The 20,200-nt window shown below is 67.7% G+C and carries 19 protein-coding genes; 8 read left to right on the plus strand and 11 right to left on the minus strand.

The features are described 5' to 3' along the window. Positions 1-16 precede the first annotated feature (16 nt). The 3 genes from ABTV68_RS10805 to ABTV68_RS10815 all read right to left on the minus strand — a co-directional run bounded on the left by ABTV68_RS10805 (position 17) and on the right by ABTV68_RS10815 (position 3,223). Positions 17-715, minus strand: a complete 699-nt coding sequence (locus ABTV68_RS10805) for a coenzyme F420-0:L-glutamate ligase (RefSeq protein ID WP_433673671.1) — start codon at positions 713-715, stop codon at positions 17-19. 11 nt (positions 716-726) lie between these two features. Next, positions 727-2,055 (minus strand): RNA polymerase sigma factor, encoded by a 1,329-nt coding sequence (locus tag ABTV68_RS10810; RefSeq protein ID WP_433673672.1) that lies wholly within the window; start codon positions 2,053-2,055, stop codon positions 727-729. A gap of 214 nt (positions 2,056-2,269) precedes the next feature. Then, complete coding sequence (locus ABTV68_RS10815; RefSeq protein ID WP_433673673.1) at positions 2,270-3,223, minus strand: proteasome assembly chaperone family protein; 954 nt, start codon at positions 3,221-3,223, stop codon at positions 2,270-2,272. A gap of 102 nt (positions 3,224-3,325) precedes the next feature. Between ABTV68_RS10815 and ABTV68_RS10820 the strand changes: the two genes are divergently transcribed. From ABTV68_RS10820 to sucB, 3 genes are all read left to right on the plus strand, one after another. Then, the gene (locus ABTV68_RS10820; protein ID WP_433673674.1) at positions 3,326-4,777 is read left to right on the plus strand and encodes a leucyl aminopeptidase; all 1,452 of its coding nucleotides are present in this window, start codon (positions 3,326-3,328) and stop codon (positions 4,775-4,777) included. 33 nt (positions 4,778-4,810) lie between these two features. After that, positions 4,811-6,184: a dihydrolipoyl dehydrogenase gene (gene lpdA, locus ABTV68_RS10825; RefSeq protein WP_433673675.1), complete on the plus strand. Its 1,374-nt coding sequence runs from the start codon at positions 4,811-4,813 to the stop codon at positions 6,182-6,184. Between the two features lie 73 nt (positions 6,185-6,257). Then, on the plus strand, positions 6,258-7,985 hold the full coding sequence (gene sucB, locus ABTV68_RS10830; protein WP_433673676.1) for a 2-oxoglutarate dehydrogenase, E2 component, dihydrolipoamide succinyltransferase: 1,728 nt from the start codon (positions 6,258-6,260) through the stop codon (positions 7,983-7,985). A gap of 106 nt (positions 7,986-8,091) precedes the next feature. Here the strand turns inward: sucB and ABTV68_RS10835 are convergent, their stop codons facing one another. The 4 genes from ABTV68_RS10835 to ABTV68_RS10850 all read right to left on the minus strand — a co-directional run bounded on the left by ABTV68_RS10835 (position 8,092) and on the right by ABTV68_RS10850 (position 12,416). Then, complete coding sequence (locus ABTV68_RS10835) at positions 8,092-8,961, minus strand: DUF4097 family beta strand repeat-containing protein (protein ID WP_433673677.1); 870 nt, start codon at positions 8,959-8,961, stop codon at positions 8,092-8,094. Between the two features lie 9 nt (positions 8,962-8,970). Further along, entirely contained in the window at positions 8,971-9,621 is a 651-nt protein-coding gene (locus ABTV68_RS10840; RefSeq protein ID WP_433673678.1) for a response regulator, read from the minus strand. Positions 9,622-9,650: 29 nt separating this feature from the next. Next, positions 9,651-10,883, minus strand: coding sequence for a sensor histidine kinase (locus tag ABTV68_RS10845; protein WP_433673679.1), 1,233 nt, complete (start codon positions 10,881-10,883; stop codon positions 9,651-9,653). 102 nt (positions 10,884-10,985) lie between these two features. After that, on the minus strand, positions 10,986-12,416 hold the full coding sequence (locus ABTV68_RS10850; RefSeq protein WP_433673680.1) for a hypothetical protein: 1,431 nt from the start codon (positions 12,414-12,416) through the stop codon (positions 10,986-10,988). A gap of 118 nt (positions 12,417-12,534) precedes the next feature. Between ABTV68_RS10850 and ABTV68_RS10855 the strand changes: the two genes are divergently transcribed. Next, the gene (locus tag ABTV68_RS10855; RefSeq protein ID WP_433673681.1) at positions 12,535-13,245 is read left to right on the plus strand and encodes a DUF4191 domain-containing protein; all 711 of its coding nucleotides are present in this window, start codon (positions 12,535-12,537) and stop codon (positions 13,243-13,245) included. Positions 13,246-13,298: 53 nt separating this feature from the next. Here ABTV68_RS10855 and ABTV68_RS10860 read toward each other — a convergent pair whose 3' ends face one another. Further along, positions 13,299-13,700 carry an RDD family protein gene (locus ABTV68_RS10860; RefSeq protein ID WP_433677596.1) on the minus strand — a complete coding sequence of 134 codons (402 nt, stop codon included), beginning with the start codon at positions 13,698-13,700 and terminating at the stop codon, positions 13,299-13,301. Positions 13,701-13,870: 170 nt separating this feature from the next. Between ABTV68_RS10860 and glnA the strand changes: the two genes are divergently transcribed. Both glnA and ABTV68_RS10870 read left to right on the plus strand, forming a co-directional pair. Next, the gene (gene glnA, locus ABTV68_RS10865) at positions 13,871-15,295 is read left to right on the plus strand and encodes a type I glutamate--ammonia ligase (RefSeq protein WP_433673682.1); all 1,425 of its coding nucleotides are present in this window, start codon (positions 13,871-13,873) and stop codon (positions 15,293-15,295) included. A gap of 210 nt (positions 15,296-15,505) precedes the next feature. Then, positions 15,506-16,105, plus strand: coding sequence for a dihydrofolate reductase family protein (locus ABTV68_RS10870; protein WP_433673683.1), 600 nt, complete (start codon positions 15,506-15,508; stop codon positions 16,103-16,105). 57 nt (positions 16,106-16,162) lie between these two features. Here ABTV68_RS10870 and ABTV68_RS10875 read toward each other — a convergent pair whose 3' ends face one another. Then, positions 16,163-16,804, minus strand: a complete 642-nt coding sequence (locus ABTV68_RS10875) for a response regulator (protein ID WP_433673684.1) — start codon at positions 16,802-16,804, stop codon at positions 16,163-16,165. Next, positions 16,801-17,898: a sensor histidine kinase gene (locus ABTV68_RS10880; RefSeq protein ID WP_433673685.1), complete on the minus strand. Its 1,098-nt coding sequence runs from the start codon at positions 17,896-17,898 to the stop codon at positions 16,801-16,803. The genes ABTV68_RS10875 and ABTV68_RS10880 overlap by 4 nt, the downstream gene beginning before the upstream one ends. A 110-nt stretch (positions 17,899-18,008) precedes the next feature. Between ABTV68_RS10880 and ABTV68_RS10885 the strand changes: the two genes are divergently transcribed. After that, positions 18,009-18,746 carry an ABC transporter ATP-binding protein gene (locus ABTV68_RS10885; protein WP_433673686.1) on the plus strand — a complete coding sequence of 246 codons (738 nt, stop codon included), beginning with the start codon at positions 18,009-18,011 and terminating at the stop codon, positions 18,744-18,746. Further along, the gene (locus tag ABTV68_RS10890) at positions 18,743-19,510 is read left to right on the plus strand and encodes an ABC transporter permease (RefSeq protein WP_433673687.1); all 768 of its coding nucleotides are present in this window, start codon (positions 18,743-18,745) and stop codon (positions 19,508-19,510) included. The genes ABTV68_RS10885 and ABTV68_RS10890 overlap by 4 nt, the downstream gene beginning before the upstream one ends. Positions 19,511-19,538: 28 nt before the next feature. Here the strand turns inward: ABTV68_RS10890 and ABTV68_RS10895 are convergent, their stop codons facing one another. Next, positions 19,539-20,198 (minus strand): HAD-IA family hydrolase, encoded by a 660-nt coding sequence (locus tag ABTV68_RS10895; protein WP_433673688.1) that lies wholly within the window; start codon positions 20,196-20,198, stop codon positions 19,539-19,541. Positions 20,199-20,200 lie beyond the last annotated feature (2 nt).

Here is a 20,200-nt window from a genome sequence, read left to right on the forward strand (position 1 = left end):
CCCTTTCGCGTGTCGGTCAGGCCTTGCGGATCACGCCGAGCGGCGTGGACTGATGGCCCTGTCCCAGAGGGTTGTCCTTGAGAATGCGGACCAGCCGCTGCTCCCCCGCCTTCGACAGCGTGGAGCCCAGGATGTTGCCGCCCAGGTCGTTGATGTCCACGACGGCCACATCGGCCGACGTCTTCAGCAGCGACTTGAGGTGCGCGGCGACCTCAGCCGGACGCTCCGGTCCGAGCACGACCGCCTTGTTGTAGGGCGGGATGGTGCCGCTGGTGGGTCCGTCGATCGCGCGCGCCTTGTCGCCCGCGATGCGATAGAAGTCGCCCTTGCGCCCGAATGCCTTGGTCACGGCGGCCACGGCCGCCGCGAACAGGATCTTCGGGGTGCCGCACTCGCGCAGCGCCATCTCCATGGTCTCGGGCATGCCGAGACCGATGCCGTACGGGGTGCGGGTGACGTACTTGGAGAGGAAGTGCGCCAGCTTGCGCGGCGTGATGTCCTCCACCAGATACGAGCGACCCTGCGTGATCGCGACGATCTTCTCCGTCACGAACAGCGTGTCACCGGGCACCAGCGTGCCCTCGGTGACGTACTGCGTGATGAACGCGTCCAGGTCGTCTCCCGGCATGACGACGTGCGTCTTGATCGGGAGTCGCTGGAACTGCTCGCCGTCGACCTCGATGAGGAGGTTCTTGCCTTCGTTCGCCTCTGCCATGCTCTGTCCCATCACTCCAGGTAGTCCCGGAGCGACTGGGAGCGGCTCGGGTGGCGAAGCTTCGCCATCGTCTTCGACTCGATCTGACGGATGCGCTCACGCGTGACGCCGAACGTGTCGCCGATCTGGTCCAGCGTCTTCGGCTGGCCATCGCCCAGGCCGAAGCGCATGCGGATCACGCCGGCCTCACGCTCGCTGAGCGAGTCCAGCAGGCTCTCCAGCTGACGCTGCAGCATCGTGAAGCCCACCGCGTCGGCCGGAACCACCGCGTCGGTGTCCTCGATGAGGTCACCGAACTCGCTGTCGCCGTCCTCACCGAGAGGCGTGTGCAGCGAGATGGGCTCGCGGCCGTACTTCTGGACCTCGATGACCTTCTCGGGGGTCATGTCGAGCTCGCGCGACAGTTCCTCGGGCGTGGGCTCGCGGCCCAGGTCCTGAAGCATCTGGCGCTGGACACGGGCCAGCTTGTTGATGACCTCGACCATGTGCACCGGGATGCGGATGGTGCGGGCCTGGTCGGCCATGGCGCGGGTGATGGCCTGACGGATCCACCACGTGGCGTAGGTCGAGAACTTGAAGCCCTTGGTGTAGTCGAACTTCTCCACCGCACGGATGAGGCCGAGGTTTCCCTCCTGGATCAGGTCCAGGAACTGCATGCCGCGGCCGGTGTACCGCTTGGCGAGCGACACCACGAGGCGGAGGTTGGCGCCGAGCAGGTGGCTCTTCGCGCGCTGACCGTCGCGAGCGACCCACTGCAGGTCCAGGCCCAGCTGGCTGGACTTCTCTGCCGCGGTCATCTTGGACAGCTTCTCCTCGGCGAACAGACCCGCCTCGATGCGCATGGCCAGTTCGACCTCCTGCTCCGCGTTGAGGAGCGGGACCTTACCGATCTGCTTCAGGTAGTCCTTCACAGGGTCGGCGGTAGCGCCGGAGATCTGAGTGGAGTAGACGGGGACGTCGTCCTCGTCCGACGAGGTGATGACGATCGCGCCCGTGGGCAGCGGCTCGGCGGCGACGGGCTTCGTCGCGCCATCCTCGTCGTCCTTCTCCTCCGTCGTGTCGTCCGACTTGTCGTCGACGAGCTCGACATCGATCTCGACGTCGTCCTCCTCGTCCTCGTCGGGTTCGTCCTCTTCGGACTTCTTCTTGCGTCCGCCGGCCGCCTTCGCGGTGGTCGCGCGAGGCTTCTTGGCCGCGGGCGTCGCGGCGGCCTTTCCGGTCGTCTTCGCAGCAGCGCCGCGCTTGGCGGCGGGCTTCGCTGCGGCCGCAGCAGTGGCGGTCTCGTCCGTCTCGGTGTCCTTCGCTGCGGTCCGCGTGGTCTTGGTCGTGGCAGGGGTCACGGTTCACCTTTCACCGGCGTGCTCCGGAGGTTTCACACACACGTAAGACCCTTGTCAAGTCCCGGAGCCTTTCAGCTCGTAGGGTCGACAACGGGTCGGTCCCCTATTGTCTCACACGTCGGCGCGGGGAAACGCCAATTGACGCGTTGATGAAAACGCGTTCGCTGGCCCCGGTATTCCCGGGGTCCACCGTGGTGCTGCGGCGTGTCGGCGATCAGCCGAGACCCGGAGCGCCCTTGTCTTCGTCGCCCGGCCGATTCGCAAGGAATCGCTCCAGCTCGGCGGCCAGTTCGTCGGCGCTCGGAAGGGGCGCACCGTCCAGCAGAGTCTCACTCGTGTACTCGCCGCGCTCCATCTCATGGAACTGCCCGGCACGGTACGCGTCGTAGCGCGTCTCCAGGGCGGCGATCATGCGCTGCAGTTCTTCGTTGTCGGCGATCTGCTCCTCGACCTTGACGAGGAACTCCCGGTTCGCCTCGACGATCGGATCCGTCGCGAACACGAGTCCGGTGGCCGCCGTCATCTTCTCCAAGGCGACCAGCATGGCACCGGGGTACTCGGTGTCCGCCAGGTAATGCGGGACAAGTAGCACGAGTCCGGCGATGGACGTGCCGTTCTCGGCGAGCCGGTACTCCAACAGGTGTCCGGCGGTCGCCGGCACCTGGGTCTCGGGCTGCCAAACGGACAGCGACGCGATGAGATCCTCACGGTTCCCCGAGACGGTCACGCCGATGGGCCGGGTGTGCGGCACCGGCATGCCGATGGCGTGGACCCAGGTGACGCCCGATACGCGGTGCTCGGCGGCAAGACCCAGGACGACATCCGCGAAGGCCTCCCAGGCGAAGTCCGGCTCATAGCCGGACAGGAGCAGGAACTGCTGTCCCAGCACGTCATGGGCGAGCGAGAGCTCCAGCCGCGGCGGCCGATAGTCGGTGAGGTGATCGCGCACGAAGGTCACGATCGGACGCCGCGCACGGTAGTCCAGCAGCACATCGTTGGAGAACCGTCCCAGCACGTCGGCGGTCCCGTCCTCACGGAAGCGGTTGATCAGCCCCGCGACGGCACCGCCCGCATCGGTGAAGCCCGTCATCAAGACGACCAGCGGGAGGCCGGCCGGAACGGCACGCGGCGGAAGAACGCGTTCGAAGATCTCGGAGGGCTGGGGCATCCTTCCATGCTACGAGCGCCACGAGCAGCGAGGGCCGACCAGGCGACCGCTGTCAGCGAACACGCCGATCCGCGCAGGCCACGTCCTCCTTAGGATGGGGGCATGTCGGTTCCCGAGATTCAGCTCTCTTCGTCCCTGTCATTCGATCCGGAAGCCGAGGCGACTCTCGTGCTCGTTCCGGCGCTCCCAGCCCCCGACGCCCTGACCGCGTGGCCCGGGCTCGCCGAGGCGCTCGCGGCCGTCGGCTTCACCGGCTCGTTCGGCGGCTTCGCCCGCGTGCCGCTGCTCTCGCTCACCGACAAGCCGGTCGCGGTCGTCGGTCTCGGCGATCGCACCGACGCCGCAGCTGTGCGTGACGCGGTGGGAGCCGGCGTGCGCTCTCTCACCGGTTTCTCCGCCGTGCACGTCCACCTCGATGGCGCACCCGAGGGGACCGCTGCGGCGGGCGTGGAGGGCGCCCTGCTCGGCGCGTACACGTTCGACTCGTACAAGACGTCGGGCCGCACGCAGCGAGCCACCAGCGTGACGGTCCACACCACGGAGCAGGTCGACACTGCTGCGGCAGTCAGCGTCGCCGAGGCCGTCGCTCTGGTGAAGGATCTCACCACCACACCGGCCGAGTGGCAGAGCCCGCAGCAGCTGGCCGAGGCCGCACTGACGGCGGTTGACGGCCTCCCGATCGAAGTGACGGTGTGGGATGAGGAGCGTCTCGCGGCCGAGGGCTTCGGGGGAATTCTTGGCGTGGGGCAGGGATCGGACCGTCCCCCGCGTCTCGTGCGCCTCAGCTACGCTCCCGCGGATGCAGCGCGTCACGTCGCCCTGGTCGGCAAGGGCATCACCTTCGACACGGGTGGTCTGTCTCTGAAGCCGGCGTCTTCGATGCTCGGGATGAAGGATGACATGTGCGGTGCAGCCACCGTGCTCGCGGTGGTCCGCGCGGCCGCGCAGCAGCAGCTGCCCACGCGCGTCACCGCGTGGATGTGCATCGCCGACAACATGCCGTCCGGGCGCGCGATCCGCCCCGGTGACGTGCTGCGCATGTACGGCGGCCAGACGGTCGAAGTGCTCAACACCGACGCTGAAGGACGCCTCGTTCTCGGTGACGGCCTGGTGGCTGCCAGCGAGGAGCACCCCGATCTCGTCATCGACGTCGCAACGCTCACCGGCGCGATCATGGTGGCCCTGGGCAACCGCCACACCGGCGTGTTCGGCGACGACGACGCGGTGGAGGCTTTCCTCGACGCCGCGGCCGCCGCGGGCGAGGATGCCTGGCCCATGCCGCTGCCGGATTTCATGGAGAGCGACCTCGACTCCCCCATCGCGGACATGCGCAACGCCAACATGAGCAACCGCAATGGCGGCGCGCTGTTCGCCGGACTGTTCCTGCGTCGATTCGTCGGCCGCGTGTCCGACGAGGAGAACGCTCCGCGCATCCCGTGGATCCACCTGGACATCGCCGCCTCCGCCCTGAATGACTCCGCCCCGTTCGGCTACACCGACAAGGGCATCACCGGAGCGACCGTCCGGTCGATCCTCGAACTGATCTCGCGCTAGCCACAAGCCGCGCGAATCCGAACTGGAGATCACATGACAACCCACACCTTCGACGTCGTCGTCCTCGGTGCCGGCAGCGGCGGATACGCCGCGGCGCTGCGCCTCGCGGAGCTCGGCAAGACCGTCGCGCTCATCGAGCGCGACAAGGTCGGCGGCACGTGCCTGCATCGCGGCTGCATTCCCACGAAGGCGCTGCTGCACGCCGCGGAAGTCGCCGACACCGTTCGTGAAGCCGCGCAGTACGGCGTCACGGCGCAGCTCGACGCCATCGATCCAGCGGGCGTGGCGGCATACCGTCGCGGCATCGTTGCGAAGAAGCACAAGGGGCTGGAAGGGCTGCTGTCAGCCCGAAAGATCACGACCGTCAGCGGCTCCGGGCATCTCGAGGGCGACCGCACCGTCCGCGTCGGCGACGACCTGTACACCGGTACGGACCTGATTCTGGCGACCGGTTCCTACAGCCGCACGCTGCCGGGCGTCGAGATCGGCGGTCGTGTGCTCACCAGCGAGCAGGCGCTGGAACTGGAGGTCATCCCGGAGCGCGTGCTGGTGCTCGGCGGCGGCGTCATCGGCGTCGAGTTCGCCAGCGTCTGGCGCTCTTTCGGGTCCGAGGTCACCATCATCGAGGCCCTCGATCACCTGGTTCCCAACGAGGACCTGGCGGTCAGCAAGGGCTTGGAGCGGGCGTTCCGCAAGCGCGGAATCACGCAGAAGCTGGGTGTGCGCTTCCAGTCCGTTCAGCAGTCCGACGGCGCGGTCACGGTGACGTTGGAGGACGGGAGCACTCTGGAGGGCGACTACCTCCTTGTCGCCGTGGGTCGCGGCCCCGCTACCGCGGATCTCGGCTTCGAGGAGGCGGGGCTCACGCTTGATCGCGGGTTCGTGATCGTCGACGAGCGCCTGCACACGAATGTGCCGGGCGTGTGGGCCGTGGGCGACATCACTCCCGGTCTCCAGCTCGCGCACCGCGGCTTCCAGCAGGGCATCGCCGTCGCCGAGCGCATCGCGGGACTCGACCCCGTGGCCGTTCCCGACTCTCAGGTGCCGAAGGTCACCTACTCGCACCCCGAGGTCGCATCCGTCGGTCTCACCGAAGCACAGGCCGCAGAGAAGTTCGGCACCGATCGCATCCGCGCGTACGAGTTCAATCTCGCAGGAAACGCGAAGAGCGAGATCATCGGAACGGGCGGATTCGTGAAGGTCATCCGCGAGATCGACGGCCCCGTCATTGGCGTCCACCTGCTCGGCGATCGCGTCGGCGAACTCATCACCGAGGGACAGCTGGCCGTCGCATGGGAGGCCTTCCCGGAGGATCTCGCCCCGCTGCTGCACGCTCACCCGACTCAGAGCGAAGCCCTGGGAGAGGCGTTTCTTTCGCTCTCCGGAAAACCGCTCCACGCCCTGTGAATGGTCGCCGACTGCACCGGCGCATCACTAAGCTGGGTATAGACGTTCTGCATTTTTTGAAGGAGAAATCGACATGAGCACATCCGTCGTCCTCCCCGCTCTCGGTGAGAGCGTGACTGAGGGTACGGTCACCCGCTGGCTCAAGAAGGTGGGCGACACCGTCCAGGCGGATGAGGGTCTTCTGGAGATCTCGACCGACAAGGTCGACACCGAGATCCCCTCCCCCGTCAGCGGTGTGATCGAGGAGATCCTGGTTCAGGAAGACGAGACCGTCGAGGTCGGTGCCGTTCTGGCGAAGATCGGGGACGGCAGCGCCGCACCCGCTGAGGCTCCGGCGCCTGCCGCTGAGGAGCCTGCTGCGGCTCCGGCTCCCGCCGCTGAGGCTCCGGCGCCTGCCGCCGAAGCTCCGGCCGCGCCGGCTGCTGCGCCCGCGGGCGACGCCACCCCCGTCAAGCTCCCCGAACTGGGTGAGAGCGTGACCGAGGGTACGGTGACCCGTTGGCTGAAGCAGGTCGGTGACGATGTCGCCGTGGACGAGCCGCTGCTGGAGATCTCGACCGACAAGGTCGACACCGAGATCCCGTCGCCGGTTGCCGGCACCCTGCAGCAGATCCTCGTGAACGAGGACGAGACCGTCGAGGTGGGCGCTGTGCTCGCTCTCGTCGGCAGCGGCGCACCCGCTCCTGCTCCGGCACCTGCCGCCAAGGCCCCCGCGGCTGAAGCGCCCGCCGCTCCCGCACCCGCCGCCTCGGCACCCGCCGCCGCTGCTCCCGCACCTGCCGCTGCTGCTCCCGCTCCTGCGGCCGCCGCTCCGGCACCCGCTGCCGCTCCGGCGCCCGCCGCTGCTGCTCCGGCGCCCGCCGCCGCCCCGGCATCGTCGGGCGAGGAGAAGGTCTACGTCACCCCGCTCGTGCGCCGTCTGGCCGCACAGCAGGGCGTTGACCTCGCCTCCGTCACCGGCACCGGTGTCGGCGGACGCATCCGCAAGGAGGACGTGCTGGCCGCTGCCGCGGCTCCCGCCGCCGCTCCGGCTGCTCCGGCTCCCGCCGCCCCCGCGGCAGCTGCCAAGCTGGAGACGTCGCCGCTGCGCGGTACCACGGCACCGATGACGCGTCTGCGCAAGGTTCTCGCCCAGCGCGCCGTGGCATCGATGCAGGAGACCGCACAGCTGACCACCGTGGTCGAGGTGGACGTCACCAAGCTCGCGAACTACCGCGACCAGGTCAAGGGCGACTTCCTCGCCAAGACCGGCGACAAGCTCTCGTTCCTGCCGTTCTTCGCCCTGGCTGCCGCCGAGGCGCTGAAGGCGTTCCCGATCATCAACTCCACGGTGAACGAGAACAACGAGATCGTCTACCCCGCCACGGAGAACCTCTCCATCGCGGTCGACACCGAGCGTGGCCTGCTCACCCCCGTGCTGCGTGACGCCGGCGACAAGAACATCGCTCAGATCGCCCACGAGATCGCTGACCTCGCCGGTCGCACCCGTGAGAACAAGCTGAAGCCGGACGAGCTGTCGGGCGGCACGTTCACGTTGACCAACACCGGTTCGCGTGGCGCGTTGTTCGACACGCCCGTGGTGTTCCTGCCCCAGTCCGCCATCCTCGGCACCGGCATCGTGGTCAAGCGCCCCGGCGTTGTCACGGTCGACGGCAAGGACGCGATCTCGGTCCGTTCGTACGTCTACCTGGCGCTGTCCTACGACCACCGCACCATTGACGGAGCCGACGCCGCCCGCTTCCTCGGCGCGGTCAAGGCTCGCCTCGAGGACGCGAACTTCGCGGCAGACCTCGGCATCTGATCCACGATGAGGGCCCCGCGGCGATTCGCCGCGGGGCCCTCATTCGTTCACGGACCGAAGACAGAAGCTGGGCCCGTTCCTGAAGAACGGGCCCAGCTTCGGTGTCTCAGCGGGAGTACCCAACGGTGAGGTCGCCCGCTGCCACGCTCAGTTCCAGTGAGTTCGGCGAGGAGGGCGCGGTGTCCACGTCCACGCTCAGATCACCGAAGGTGGCGTCCCGCTCGACCTCGTATGTCCCCTGCGGGAGACGAACTTCGGCGTTACCCGCGGTCACGCTGACACTCGTCTCGCTGGGTGCCGTCCCAGTGACGTCGGCGATGAGTCGTCCCGCGCTGATCGACAGGTCCAGGCTGTCCGCGTCGGTCACGGCGACGTTCGCCTGGCCCGCGTTCACAGTGGTCGAGAGCTCGCGCGAGGTCCCCTCGTAGCTGAGCTCGCCCGCGTTCACCGTCAACTCCAGATCGTTGAATCCGCCGGCCACGGTGGCACGACCGGCGTTCAACGTGACGGAGGCGTCGACCTTGTTCTCCAACGATTGCGGAAGGACGATGTCGGCGCGCACCTCTCCGTCGTTGCGGAAGCCGAACCATCCCCAGCCCCAGCCGCGCCACCCTCGATCCTGAGAAATCACGAGTTCGCCGTCGCGGACGTCCATGCGCCAGCCGTCGGCGGCACGAGAACCGTTCGATGACACCTCGAGCGTCGCCTCACGAACATCGCCGAATCGAACGTCCACTGTTCCCGCGCTCATCTCGATGTCGATCTCCTCGACGCCGTCGACGGCCGCGCTGGTGGAGTAGGTGCCGGCGCCCGCGGGGGCGGCGACAGCCGCGACGGCGCTTCCGCCGATGGTGCCGGCGACGATCACGGCGCCGACGATGCCCACACCGATCGCGAGTCCACGTCCGCGTCGCGTGTTCTGTGGCGGCTGCGCACCCGGCGTGGGCGGAGTGGGTGTGTGAATGAAGTCAGTCATGATCTCTCCTTAGGAGGTGGCGTCGAGATGGGCGAGCACGGCCAGGACTCGGCGGTTGCCCGCAGCGTCCTGGTCGAGGTCGAGCTTGGTGAAGACCGCCGAGATGTGCTTCTCGACGGAGCCCTCCGAGATGTGGAGGGTGCGAGCGATGGCCTGGTTGCTGCGTCCCTGGGCCATCAGCGCGAGAGTCTCGCGCTCCCGATCGGTCAGCCGGTCGAATCGACTGTCCTGGCGCCGACGGGTGAGCAGCTGTGAGACCACCTCGGGATCGAGGACGGTACCTCCCGCGGCGACGGTGGCAGCCGACTCCAGAAAGTCGGCCACATCTGTGACGCGGTCTTTCAGGAGATAGCCGAGACCCCCGGAGCTGGAGGCGATGAGATCCGTGGCGTAGCGCTCTTCGACGTACTGGCTGAGCACCAGAATCGGCAGCCGAGGATCGCGGGCTCGCAGACTGATCGCAGCGCGGATCCCTTCATCGGTGAACGTCGGCGGAAGGCGGACGTCCAGGATGACGAGGTCCGGCGTGCCGTCCACGACGGCGTCTTCCAAGCCGTGCGTGTCCGCCAGAGCAGCCACCACGGTGTGTTGGGAGTCCTCGAGGATACGGATCAGGCCGTCACGGATGAGGCCCGAGTCTTCGCAGATCAGAATGCGCATAGCGGTCTCCGGTTGCTGAATGCGGTGGGTCAGGGCTGCCACGGCAGGCTCACATCGATGGTGGTGGGCCCACCGACCGGGCTGCTCAGAGTGAGCACGCCGCCGGCCGCGGCGATCCGGCCGCTGATGCCGTCGATGCCGCCGCCCGGCACCCGACGCGCACCTCCGCGGCCGTCGTCCTCGATCCGCGCCCAGAGCATGCCGCCGGGTCGCTCCAGCACTGTGACCCGGCACTGGGTGGCGCCGGAGTGCTTGGCGATGTTGGTGATGCTCTCCGCCACCGCGAAGTACAGCGCGGATTCGATCTGCGCCGGGTATCGATGAGGCGCACGGACATCCAGGGTGACCGGGATGGGGCTGCGGGCGGCCAGCGCCGAGAGCGCGGCATCGAGGCCCCGATCCTCCAGCACGGCCGGGTGGAATCCGCGCGCCAGCTGGCGCAGTTCGGTCATCGCTGCCTTGGTGGAGGTATGCGCTTCATCGATCAGACCGATGGCGGCCTGAGGGTCGGTCTCCACTTTGGCGCGTGCCAGTCCGAGCGTCATGCCGATGGAGACGAGGCGCGGCTGAACCCCGTCATGAAGGTCGCGCTCGATGCGGGTGCGCTCGATGCTCGCCGCGCTCACGGCGTCGTCGCGGCGACGGGTCTCGGTGGCCACGGTGCGCTCAAGCTCACGAATGCGCGATGGAGCCAGCATGGCGCGGGAGATTCCGCGGTGAGCACGGGTCAGTCCCCAGACCCCGGCGAGGCACAGCAGAATCGCCAGGAGGCTGATCAGCGCGGCGGCCCAGACGGGCGGATTCAGCGTGCTGTACGGGAGCATCAAGGGTTCGGCGGCGAATGATCCGCGGATCGCGTACACGAGGTATGACGCCACCGCTCCCAGCAGCCAGAGGGCCACACCACCGAGGCAGGTGATGATCAGGAAGTGCAGGAGGGCGAGCCAGTTACGACCGTCCGTGAGCTGCAGCCACAGCGTGTGGGGTATCCGCAGCCAGTCGGTGCGAGTGGAGCGCCGCAGCGCGCGGGTGGGAAGATCGAATCCGTACAGCCCGCTGACCCGCAGCTCCTCGAAACGTGCGACCCCGGACAGGCTCACCGCGAACAGAGCGAGGAACAGCAGTCCGATTCCGAGGAGCAGCAGGAACCCGACGCCCAAGCCCACGAACCCGCCCAGCAGGGAGAGCACGAGCGGTCCGATGAGGCCCAGCGCGGCCAGGTGGCCTGCGGCCAGGGCGTCTTGCGCGAGTCGTTTCTTCATATCTCCACGCTAGGCGGCACTCGGGTCTCGAACAGCCAGGGAATCCCGAACAGTTGCGGGGGTTATCCCCCACAGGGTTCCCGTCAGCGCCGCGACATCCACTCACCCCGGCATCGCGGTCACCTCCCGGATTCGCCATGCGCCATCCACCTGCTCGATGCTCAACAGGCTCGTCTCTCCCTGGTCCTCGATCACGCGCATCACCACGACGCCGCCGAAGTCCTCGACCAGCTCAATGGCCCCGCCTGCCGGGACGTCGGCACGACCGACGCCGTCTGCGACGAGCGGCCCGCAGGTATCCTGCTCGCCGCATGCTGCGACCGCTCCGAGCAACGCAGCCGCTGTCGCGATGATCTCCGTTTCGCGAGACGACGGTGATGCGACCCCCTCCGCCGGCGCAGGAGTCGCCGGATCCGCCGGATCCGGAAGGTCCGGGGTCGCAACGGGCTGCGGGTCCGTCCGGGTTGGCTCGATCTGCCCCGGGTCGGTTGCGGCGAGCTCCCCCGTCGGCGCAGGCGTCGCGGGTGGCATCTGCGAGTCACCCGACGCGCCGCCGCCATTGACCACGTCGTCGGAAGCCGGGGGCGACGAGGTCGCGCCGACAGCCGCCGGGCCATCACCGTCGGGCTGCGGCCACAACAGCCCGACGGTGAGGATGACGGCGGCGAGGGAAGCCCCGAGCAGCACGGGCGTCCGCCGTGAGTGCTTCCGCGGCGCGTCCTCTCGCCCACCACGAGACATCACCAGCTTGCGCGCTGTGCTTCGCAACGCCTCCGCCCAGGCCCCGCTCGAACCGCGTCGGGGCTCGTCATGTCGCCCCGCTCCGATGAACTGCGTCGTGCTCCGGTCTGACTCCCCGTCGCGAGAGCGCAGCTCTCGCGCTTGCATGGGCCGCAGAACCGACGGGTCCGCGACCCGCACGAGGAGCGGGCGAGGAGCGCAGGCCTCGAACATGTCCTCCTCCAGCCGCACGAGGACGCTGGCCGGGGATCGGACCCTGATCGAGTCGGCGGCCTCGGTAGCGAGGCGCACCACCACACGGTCTGCGCAGGAGCCGGCCAGCAGGCTCAGCAGCTCCGCCGTCTCCTCGCGCGCCGGCGCGCCTTCGCCGACTGCGAAGAGCGGACGTCCCTGATCCGTGAGCCACCAGCGGCCGTGTGGAACCGGGACCGGATCATCACCGAAACGGGCGGGCAGGGCTGCCTCCGCGCAGCCACGCATCAGACTGACAGCGAGAGTGACTCCTTCGCCTCCGGACAGCGGCTCGTCTGCTCGCGCGCGGAGGTACGAGCCGACGGTCACGACGCACCACGGCAACACCGCGTCATGGCCGTCCGCTCGACGTGCGACATCCACGGGCGCGAGCAGGTGCGCCGCGGGATCGTCACGCCACCACGGCGACGGGACGGCATCGACGTCGGCCAGAAGCACCGTGTGATCACCTTCCGCGGCAAGCACACCGGCGATCGGCACGTCCGGTGGCGCGACACGACGGATCGGCCGGTACGTGCTCTCCAGAGGGTTCTGAGTCATGTCCTCACTGTGCGCTCGCGCCGGAAGTCGGATGGGCCGAATCCCGCGCGCCGTGGACGAACACGATCAGACGCGAGAGTGGGGAGGAACCGGTGCCGCCGCCCGGTATTCTGGGAGTATGGCCGCACGCAGCACAGCCCCTGAGAAACGTCAGGGCTTCTTCTCCCAGATCAAGACGCTCTTCACCTTCACGAAGGACGTCTTCCCCTGGCTGCCGTGGGTTCTCATCGGCATCCTGGTGCTCGGCGCGGCAATCGGCGTCGTGGTGGGCTTCCTGATTCCGCCGGTGGCGATCTGGAGCATCATCCTGTGGGGCATCACCGGCCTCATGCTCGGCGTGCTCGGCGCGATGATCACCCTGACCCGCTTCGCCACGCAGGCGATGTACCGCAAGCTCGAGGGCGTCCCCGGTGCCACGGGCCACGTCCTCAGCACGGGCCTCGGCCGCTCGTGGACCGCCAGCGACGAGCCGGTGCAGGTCAACGCGAAGACTCAGGAGGCGGTCTACCGCACCGTCGGCAAGGGCGGCATCGTGCTCGTCGGCGAGGGAAGCCCCTCGCGACTGACCCGACTCATCAACGAGGAGCGCAAGAAGGCCGACCGTGTGGCGCACAAGGTGCCCGTGCACGTGCTCTACGTCGGTCAGCACGAGGAAGGCCTCGCCCTCAAGGACCTCGCCAAGGCGATCAAGTCCCTGCCCAAGTCCATCGACAAGGCCACGCGTGTTGCCGTCATCCAGCGACTGGCGTCCATGCAGACGGGTCTGGCTTCGATGCCGATTCCGAAGGGCATCGACCCTACGAAGGTCCGCGCGCCGCGCCCACGCTGATCCGATGACATATGACGATGCCCGCACCGATTCGGTGCGGGCATCGTCATATGTCAGCGCGTGCAGATGAGGATCGTGCCTGCTGCCTTGTCGTGCAAGCCGCGCTGATCCGCATCCCAGATGACCGCGGGAATCACGAGCACCAGCAGAATCGTGCGGACGATCGGACGCCACAGCCCCGTCCAGGCGCCATCGGCGCGGATCAGACGCATGCCCATCACCCGATGCCCCGGGCTGCCGCCGAGGGTCGGAATGAAGAGAATCTGCACGACGGCGAAGATCGCCATGACGATCGACGGGTTGAAGTCCAGAAACGGGATCGGCTCGATGCCCGGTCCGCGATCGAGGGGCGGGAAGAACGCGATGGTGATCATCACGGCGCAGAGGTAGTCGATCAGCAGCGCCACGAGCCGACGACCGGCGCGGGCGATGCTCCCCGGCCCCTGCTGCGGCATTCCCAGACGTTCGCCGGGATAGGTCTGGGGGGATGCACTCACCCCTCCAGTCTATGAAGCGCTCTGTAACAAGCCGGAAACATCCGGGATACGAGTGAGCAATCCCGGACCGCTAGCTTCGTCTCAGCTCCCCTCTCAGGGCCGCTCGAAAAAACGAATCTGGAGTGCGCATGTTCCGCGAACCATCCGAGGTACTGGCTTACATCAAGGAGAACGACGTCAAGTTCCTTGACATCCGCTTCACCGATCTCCCGGGTGTGCAGCAGCACTTCAACATCCCGGCGGCCACCGTCGACGAGGACTTCTTCGTCAACGGTCAGCTGTTCGACGGCTCCTCGATCCGCGGTTTCGCGTCGATCCACGAGTCGGACATGCAGCTCATCCCCGATGTCACCACCGCGTACATCGACCCGTTCCGCGAGGCGAGCACCCTGGTCATGGTGTTCGACATCTACAACCCGCGCACGGGCGAGATCTACAGCAAGGACCCGCGTCAGGTCGCCAAGAAGGCGGAGAAGTACCTCTCCTCCACCGGCATCGCTGACACCGCGTACTTCGCCCCCGAGGCCGAGTTCTACATCTTCGACGAGGTCCGCTACTCGGTGACCGCGGGCGAGAGCTTCTACAAGGTCGACTCCGAAGAGGCCGCGTGGAACAGCGGTCGCAAGGAGGAGGGCGGAAACCTCGGCAACAAGACCCCGTTCAAGGGCGGCTACTTCCCGGTCGCGCCCGTCGACAAGACGGCTGACCTGCGCGACGACATGACCCTGCGCCTCATCGACGCCGGCTTCGAGCTGGAGCGCTCGCACCACGAGGTCGGCACGGCCGGACAGCAGGAGATCAACTACCGCTTCGACACGATGGTGTCCGCCGCGGATGACATCCTGAAGTTCAAGTACATCGTCAAGAACACGGCCCAGGAGTGGGGCAAGACGGTCACGTTCATGCCGAAGCCGCTGTTCGGCGACAACGGCTCGGGTATGCACACCCACCAGTCGCTGTGGCTCGACGGCAAGCCGCTCTTCTTCGACGAGAAGGGCTACGGACAGCTCAGCGACATCGCACGCTGGTACATCGGCGGTCTGTTGAAGCACGCCAACTCGGTGCTCGCGTTCACCAACCCGTCGCTGAACTCCTACCACCGCCTGGTCAAGGGCTTCGAGGCTCCGGTCAACCTGGCGTACTCCGCCGGTAACCGCTCCGCCGCCATCCGCATCCCGCTCACCGGTTCCAACCCGAAGGCCAAGCGCATCGAGTTCCGCGTTCCGGACGCATCGGGCAACCCGTACCTCGCCTTCGCGGCGCAGCTGATGGCCGGCATCGACGGCATCAAGAACCGCATCGAGCCGCTCGAGCCGATCGACAAGGATCTCTACGAGCTTCCCCCCGAGGAGGCCGCCAACATCCCGCAGGTTCCGAACTCCCTGCTGGACTCGCTCGAGGCACTGCGTCAGGACCACGAGTTCCTCCTCGAGGGCGGCGTGTTCACGCAGGAGCTGATCGACACCTGGATCAACTACAAGATCGAGAACGAGATCAAGCCGATCGCCGCTCGCCCGCACCCGTACGAGTTCGAGCTCTACTACGGCGTCTGAGCAAGGCAGTTCATGAAAGAGCTCGCCGCAGCATTGCTGCGGCGAGCTCTTTCGTGCGTTCGCTGCGCGAAGAAGTCACAACGACGGTGGAAACTATGGCGTTGTCGCGTAAGCCATCGTGTGCGAACGTGAGGTTGTGAGTTCAGTCCCCTAGCGTGAAAGCTGGTGGTTGCGGCTCGAGCGTAGGAACTTCGAGGGAGAAGACTCGTCATGGGAAAGGTCACGTGGGGGTTCACAGCGTCCATCGACGGGTTCATTGCCGGGCCGAATCACGATATGTCCTGGCTCGCCGCCGCGGAGCCGCTCGCGGAGGGCACCACCGCGGAGATGGCCGCGAAGGTGGCCGTCATCATCTCGGGCCGCGATGGGTACGATGCGGCCACGGCGCAGCGGGACGAACGCGACGAGCTGACATCCGAGGCGTACGGCGGCGCGTGGTCGGGAACCGAGTTCATCCTGACCCATCGGCCGGAAGAGCTGGCGGGCGACCCGAACGTCATCGCCATCACCGCCACCATTGAGGAAGCGATTGCGCGGGCGCGAGAGATCGCCGGGGATCGGGACATCCAGATCATCAGCGCCGACATCGCCCGCCAGGCGCTCGAACACGACCTGATCGACGAACTGCAGGTGTTTGTCGCGCCCGTCTTCCTCGGCGATGGGACGAGGATCTTCGACGTTCCCGGCGGGCGCCGCTACGACTCGGAACTCGCCTCGATCGACGAGTCCAATGGACGAAGCTTCGCCCGCACCTATCGTCCCAGGCGCAGGCAGGACGACCAGGTCCGCGGTGCGGAGAGCGGCGGCTGACGCACAGCGGGTCACGCGCATCCGCGGCACATGCCCGTGCCTTGCGCAGAACGAGAGCTAACCCAGCAGGCCATCGTGCAGCGCGCGCAGCACCGCATTCGTCCGGTCGCGGGCGCCGAGTTTGGTGAGCAGCGCCGAGACGTGGTTCTTCACCGTCCCCTCGGACAGGAAGAGAGCGTCACCGATCTGGCGATTGCTGTACCCGGAGGCGATGAGGCGCAGCACCTCCCGTTCCCGCTCCGTGAGCTCGCGAGCGACCTCAGCCGCGTCGTCGGGCAGCGGCTGGGACTGCATGGCTCGCAGCATCCGGTCCGTGATCGCCGGGGCGACCAGCGTTCCGCCGGCTGCGAGGGTCTCGACGGCGGCGGTGAGCTGTTCGAGCGTGATGTCTTTCAGCAGGTAGCCGCGGGCGCCCGCACGAACGGCATCCAGCACAAGATCGCCCTCGTCGAAAGTCGTGAGCACGAGGACCGGGGTGTCGATATCGTCGGAGCGGAGTCGACGAAGGGTCCACAGGCCGTCGAAGCGCGGCATGCGCATGTCGAGCAGCACCACATCGGGGCGGGTGCGAGCGATCACCTCGATCGCGGCCGCTCCGTCCGCCGCCTCGCCGACCACCTCCATCCCCGCGATCGCGAGGAGACCCGCGAAGCCCTGCCGCACGAGCGCCTGATCATCGACCACGACCACACGGATCATGCGGGCACCCGCACGGTCACCTCAAAGCCGGAAGCGGAATCCACCCAGAGTGCGCCATCCAGCTCCTCGAACCGCTCGCGCAGGCCGAGCAGCCCGTTGCCGAACCGCACGGGCGAGGTGCCACGGCCATCGTCGCGGGCGCGAAGAGTCACGGAGTCCGCGTCGGTGGACACCGTGATGCGCAGCTCCCGCGCCTCGGCGTGGCGCAGCGTGTTCGTCACGATCTCCTGCGTTGCCCGGATGAGCGCCGTCGTCTCGCGTTCCCCCACACGCACTTCCGGCGCGACATCGATGATCACGTTCAGGCCGGGCAGCGCGTCGGTCATGTCCCGAAGAGCGGATTCGAGATCGGGAGCCTCAGTGCGCAGCCGGCCGACGGTGGCCCGCACGTCCCTCAGCAGGCCCCGCGCGACGTCGTTCGCCCGTTCCGTGTGTGCCCGCGCCTCGACTCCATCCAGGTGACGGGCCGTCTCCAGCTCCAGCGTCAGAACCGTCAACTGGTGACCGATCAGATCGTGCAGGTCGCGAGAGATCCGCAGACGTTCGGTGGTGCGAGCCGATTCGGATAGCAGCACGCTGGCGGCCTGGACACGCACGTGTGCCGCTGCGAGCTCGCGGCGAGCCGTCTGCTCGCGGATCAACGCGGTGGTGCTCAGAAGGGTGGCGAGCTGGATAAGAAGGTAGAAACCCGTGAGGATCCCACCTTCGACCACGTCGCGATCGGTCAGCACCGCGATGATCGCGATCACGGCCGTGTTGAGGACGATAAGCACCAGACCACACCAGAGAGGCACGACATAGACACTCGTCGCGGCGGCCACCACCAGCAGGATCAACAGGATCCCGGTGCTCTGGGCTGTGAGCACAAGGGCCCAGACGGACACCACCGCGACCACCAGAGCGGCGTATCGCAAGGAACGGCGTCCACTGGCGGTGGCGACGATCAATCCGCCCAGGAAGCACAGGAAGATCGCCGTCCACCACAGTCCGGGAATCGTCAGAGGATCCGCCACGAGAAGTGCCGGAGCCGCGACGCCGATGGACACGACCAGCATGGCCACGCCCGCCCATATCTCGGTTCCCCGACCCCGCATGACTCCACCCTAAGCGGCGGACAGCGCTGAGTCCCGTGCCGAAAGTCATGGGCGACAGAGATGACTTCTCGCACGCGCGAGCGTCGCCGTCACAGATCTACCGTGAATCCATGACGAAACCTCCCGCTGCCTTCACGGCCCAGGACGTGACGAAGAGCTACGGCGGAAGACCCGCCCTCACCGACCTGACGCTGCAGGTCGAGGTGGGCGAGACCGTCGGGATCCTCGGCAACAACGGCGCCGGCAAGACCACCGCACTGGAGCTGTTCGCGGGCCTTCGCTCGCCTGACAGCGGCCTCATCGAAGTCTTCGGTCTTGATCCGCGGCGCCGCCAGGACGAGATCCGGCAGGTGCTGGGCGTCCAGCTCCAGCAGGCGAACCTGCACGGCGCGCTCACCGTGGGCGAGCTGGTCACCCTCTACCGCAGTTTCTATCCGAATCCTCGGAGCAGGGACGAGCTGCTCGATATGGTGGGCCTTCGCGAGAATCGACACACTCGATTCGAGAAGCTGTCGGGAGGCCAGCAGCAGCGGGTCTCGATCGCGCTCGCGCTGGCGGGTCGCCCACGCGCCGTGATCCTCGACGAGCTGACCACGGGTCTGGACCCGAGAGCACGGCGACACATGTGGGACACCATCGAACAGCTCAAGGACGAGGGCGTCTCGGTCCTGCTGGTCAGCCACACCATGGAAGAGGTGGCGCGGCTCTGCGACCGCATCGCGTTGCTCGATGCGGGCAGGGTCATCGCGACGGGCACGCCCGGCGCGGTCATTGAGCAGGCTCACGCCACTACGTTGGACGACGCCTTCGTCGCACTGGTGGGACGAGAAGCGGGTGCCCACGAATGACGACCACCGCACGAATCCGCCGGCCCGGCATACGGTCCCTCGGCATCCTCGTCGTCTCCGAGGCGAAGATGGTTCTCCGCGACACCGCCGGCATGATCGTCCCACTGGGGCTGCCGCTGCTCGTGCTCCTGACCAGCGCGGGCTCCGCCGGAGATCTCGTCATCGTGGACGGCCTGACGGCACTGGATCTGTATGTGCTCCCCCTCGTGATCGTCATCATGATCGCCACGATCGGCGTGATCAACATGCCGAGCTTCCTCGCCTACTACCGGCGGGCGGGCATCCTGCGCCGCCTGGCCGTGACACCGGCCTCGCCGTTCCTGGTGCTCGCAGCGCAGGCCATCGTCAGCGCCATACAGATCATTGCGGGCATCGCACTCGCGTTCACGGTCGCAGCGGTCGCGCTCGGTGCCCAGGCACCGAGGAGCATCGCCGCTGCTCTCGGAGTCCTCGCGCTGGTGATCGCCGCGTTGTACGGCGTCGGTCTGATGGTCGCCGCCATCGCGCCCACGCCCAACTCGGCCGTTGCGCTCGGACTCGTGGCGTTCTTCGCCCTCGGGGCGCTCGGGGGGATGTTCGGCGGTCCGGACTCGCTCCCGTCAGCGCTGGCCGAGTTCGGACGCTGGCTGCCCTTCGGTGCGGCGGTCGAGTGCCTCACCATGGCCTGGGCAGGCGACACCATACCGATCGGGCAGTTGTTTGCGCTCCTCGTGACCGTCTGTGTAGGAACGGCGACCGCAGCGGTCCTCTTCCGCTGGGAGTAGTCCTCGCCGAGCGAAATCGGCGTCGCCCTCACAGGGTCAGAACGAACGTGCCCGGCTCCTCACCGACTGCCACGCGGGCGGAGGTGAGATCCGCGACGCGGGGAGCATCCACCGCAGCCCGGAGGTTCGTCTCCCCCACCACGACCAGCTGAGCGCCCGCAGACTGCACAGCGGCAACGCCGGCGTCGGCGTCCTCGAACCCGATGCAGTCCTCTGCGGCGAGGCCGAGGAGTGAGGCTCCGAGGAGGTAGCCGTCGGGGTGCGGCTTGCTGTGCTCGACGCGCTCGGCGGTGACGATCGCGTCGGGCATCGGAACACCGGCCGCGCCCATGCGCGCGAGTGCAAGCGGCAGGCTCGCGCTGGTTACCAGAGCGACGGGCGCGCCGAGCTCCTGGAGGGCCCGGAGCAGGGCCGCTGCACCCGGGATCTCCACGACGCCGTCGAGTCGCGTCTCCTCCTCCGTGTCGACGTACCGGAGCGCCTGCGCGGCCACATCGCCACCGCGGTCGCCGAGGAAGTGGTGAATCGTCGTGCGGGACTGCCGGCCGTGACCGAAGGCGTGCAGCTCCGCGAGGTCCAGACCGTACCGAGTGGCGAGCTCCGCCCAGACCGCCTCCACAACGGCGGTGGAGTCCACGAGGGTTCCGTCCATGTCGAACAGGAAGCCTCGGGCGGTCAGGGTGGTCATGG

Source organism: Microbacterium gorillae (assembly GCF_050990725.1).
Taxonomy (GTDB): Bacteria; Actinomycetota; Actinomycetes; order Actinomycetales; family Microbacteriaceae; genus Microbacterium; species Microbacterium gorillae_A.

Coding starts and splice junctions, on each gene's coding strand:
- ABTV68_RS10805 (WP_433673671.1), bottom strand. CDS start 715: ATGGCAGAGGCGAACGAAGGCAAGAACCTCCTCATCGAGGTCGACGGC.
- ABTV68_RS10815 (WP_433673673.1), bottom strand. CDS start 3,223: ATGCCCCAGCCCTCCGAGATCTTCGAACGCGTTCTTCCGCCGCGTGCC.
- ABTV68_RS10820 (WP_433673674.1), top strand. CDS start 3,326: ATGTCGGTTCCCGAGATTCAGCTCTCTTCGTCCCTGTCATTCGATCCG.
- lpdA (WP_433673675.1), top strand. CDS start 4,811: ATGACAACCCACACCTTCGACGTCGTCGTCCTCGGTGCCGGCAGCGGC.
- sucB (WP_433673676.1), top strand. CDS start 6,258: ATGAGCACATCCGTCGTCCTCCCCGCTCTCGGTGAGAGCGTGACTGAG.
- ABTV68_RS10835 (WP_433673677.1), bottom strand. CDS start 8,961: ATGACTGACTTCATTCACACACCCACTCCGCCCACGCCGGGTGCGCAG.
- ABTV68_RS10840 (WP_433673678.1), bottom strand. CDS start 9,621: ATGCGCATTCTGATCTGCGAAGACTCGGGCCTCATCCGTGACGGCCTG.
- ABTV68_RS10845 (WP_433673679.1), bottom strand. CDS start 10,883: ATGAAGAAACGACTCGCGCAAGACGCCCTGGCCGCAGGCCACCTGGCC.
- ABTV68_RS10850 (WP_433673680.1), bottom strand. CDS start 12,416: ATGACTCAGAACCCTCTGGAGAGCACGTACCGGCCGATCCGTCGTGTC.
- ABTV68_RS10855 (WP_433673681.1), top strand. CDS start 12,535: ATGGCCGCACGCAGCACAGCCCCTGAGAAACGTCAGGGCTTCTTCTCC.
- ABTV68_RS10860 (WP_433677596.1), bottom strand. CDS start 13,700: ATGCCGCAGCAGGGGCCGGGGAGCATCGCCCGCGCCGGTCGTCGGCTC.
- glnA (WP_433673682.1), top strand. CDS start 13,871: ATGTTCCGCGAACCATCCGAGGTACTGGCTTACATCAAGGAGAACGAC.
- ABTV68_RS10870 (WP_433673683.1), top strand. CDS start 15,506: ATGGGAAAGGTCACGTGGGGGTTCACAGCGTCCATCGACGGGTTCATT.
- ABTV68_RS10875 (WP_433673684.1), bottom strand. CDS start 16,804: ATGATCCGTGTGGTCGTGGTCGATGATCAGGCGCTCGTGCGGCAGGGC.
- ABTV68_RS10880 (WP_433673685.1), bottom strand. CDS start 17,898: ATGCGGGGTCGGGGAACCGAGATATGGGCGGGCGTGGCCATGCTGGTC.
- ABTV68_RS10885 (WP_433673686.1), top strand. CDS start 18,009: ATGACGAAACCTCCCGCTGCCTTCACGGCCCAGGACGTGACGAAGAGC.
- ABTV68_RS10890 (WP_433673687.1), top strand. CDS start 18,743: ATGACGACCACCGCACGAATCCGCCGGCCCGGCATACGGTCCCTCGGC.
- ABTV68_RS10895 (WP_433673688.1), bottom strand. CDS start 20,198: ATGACCACCCTGACCGCCCGAGGCTTCCTGTTCGACATGGACGGAACC.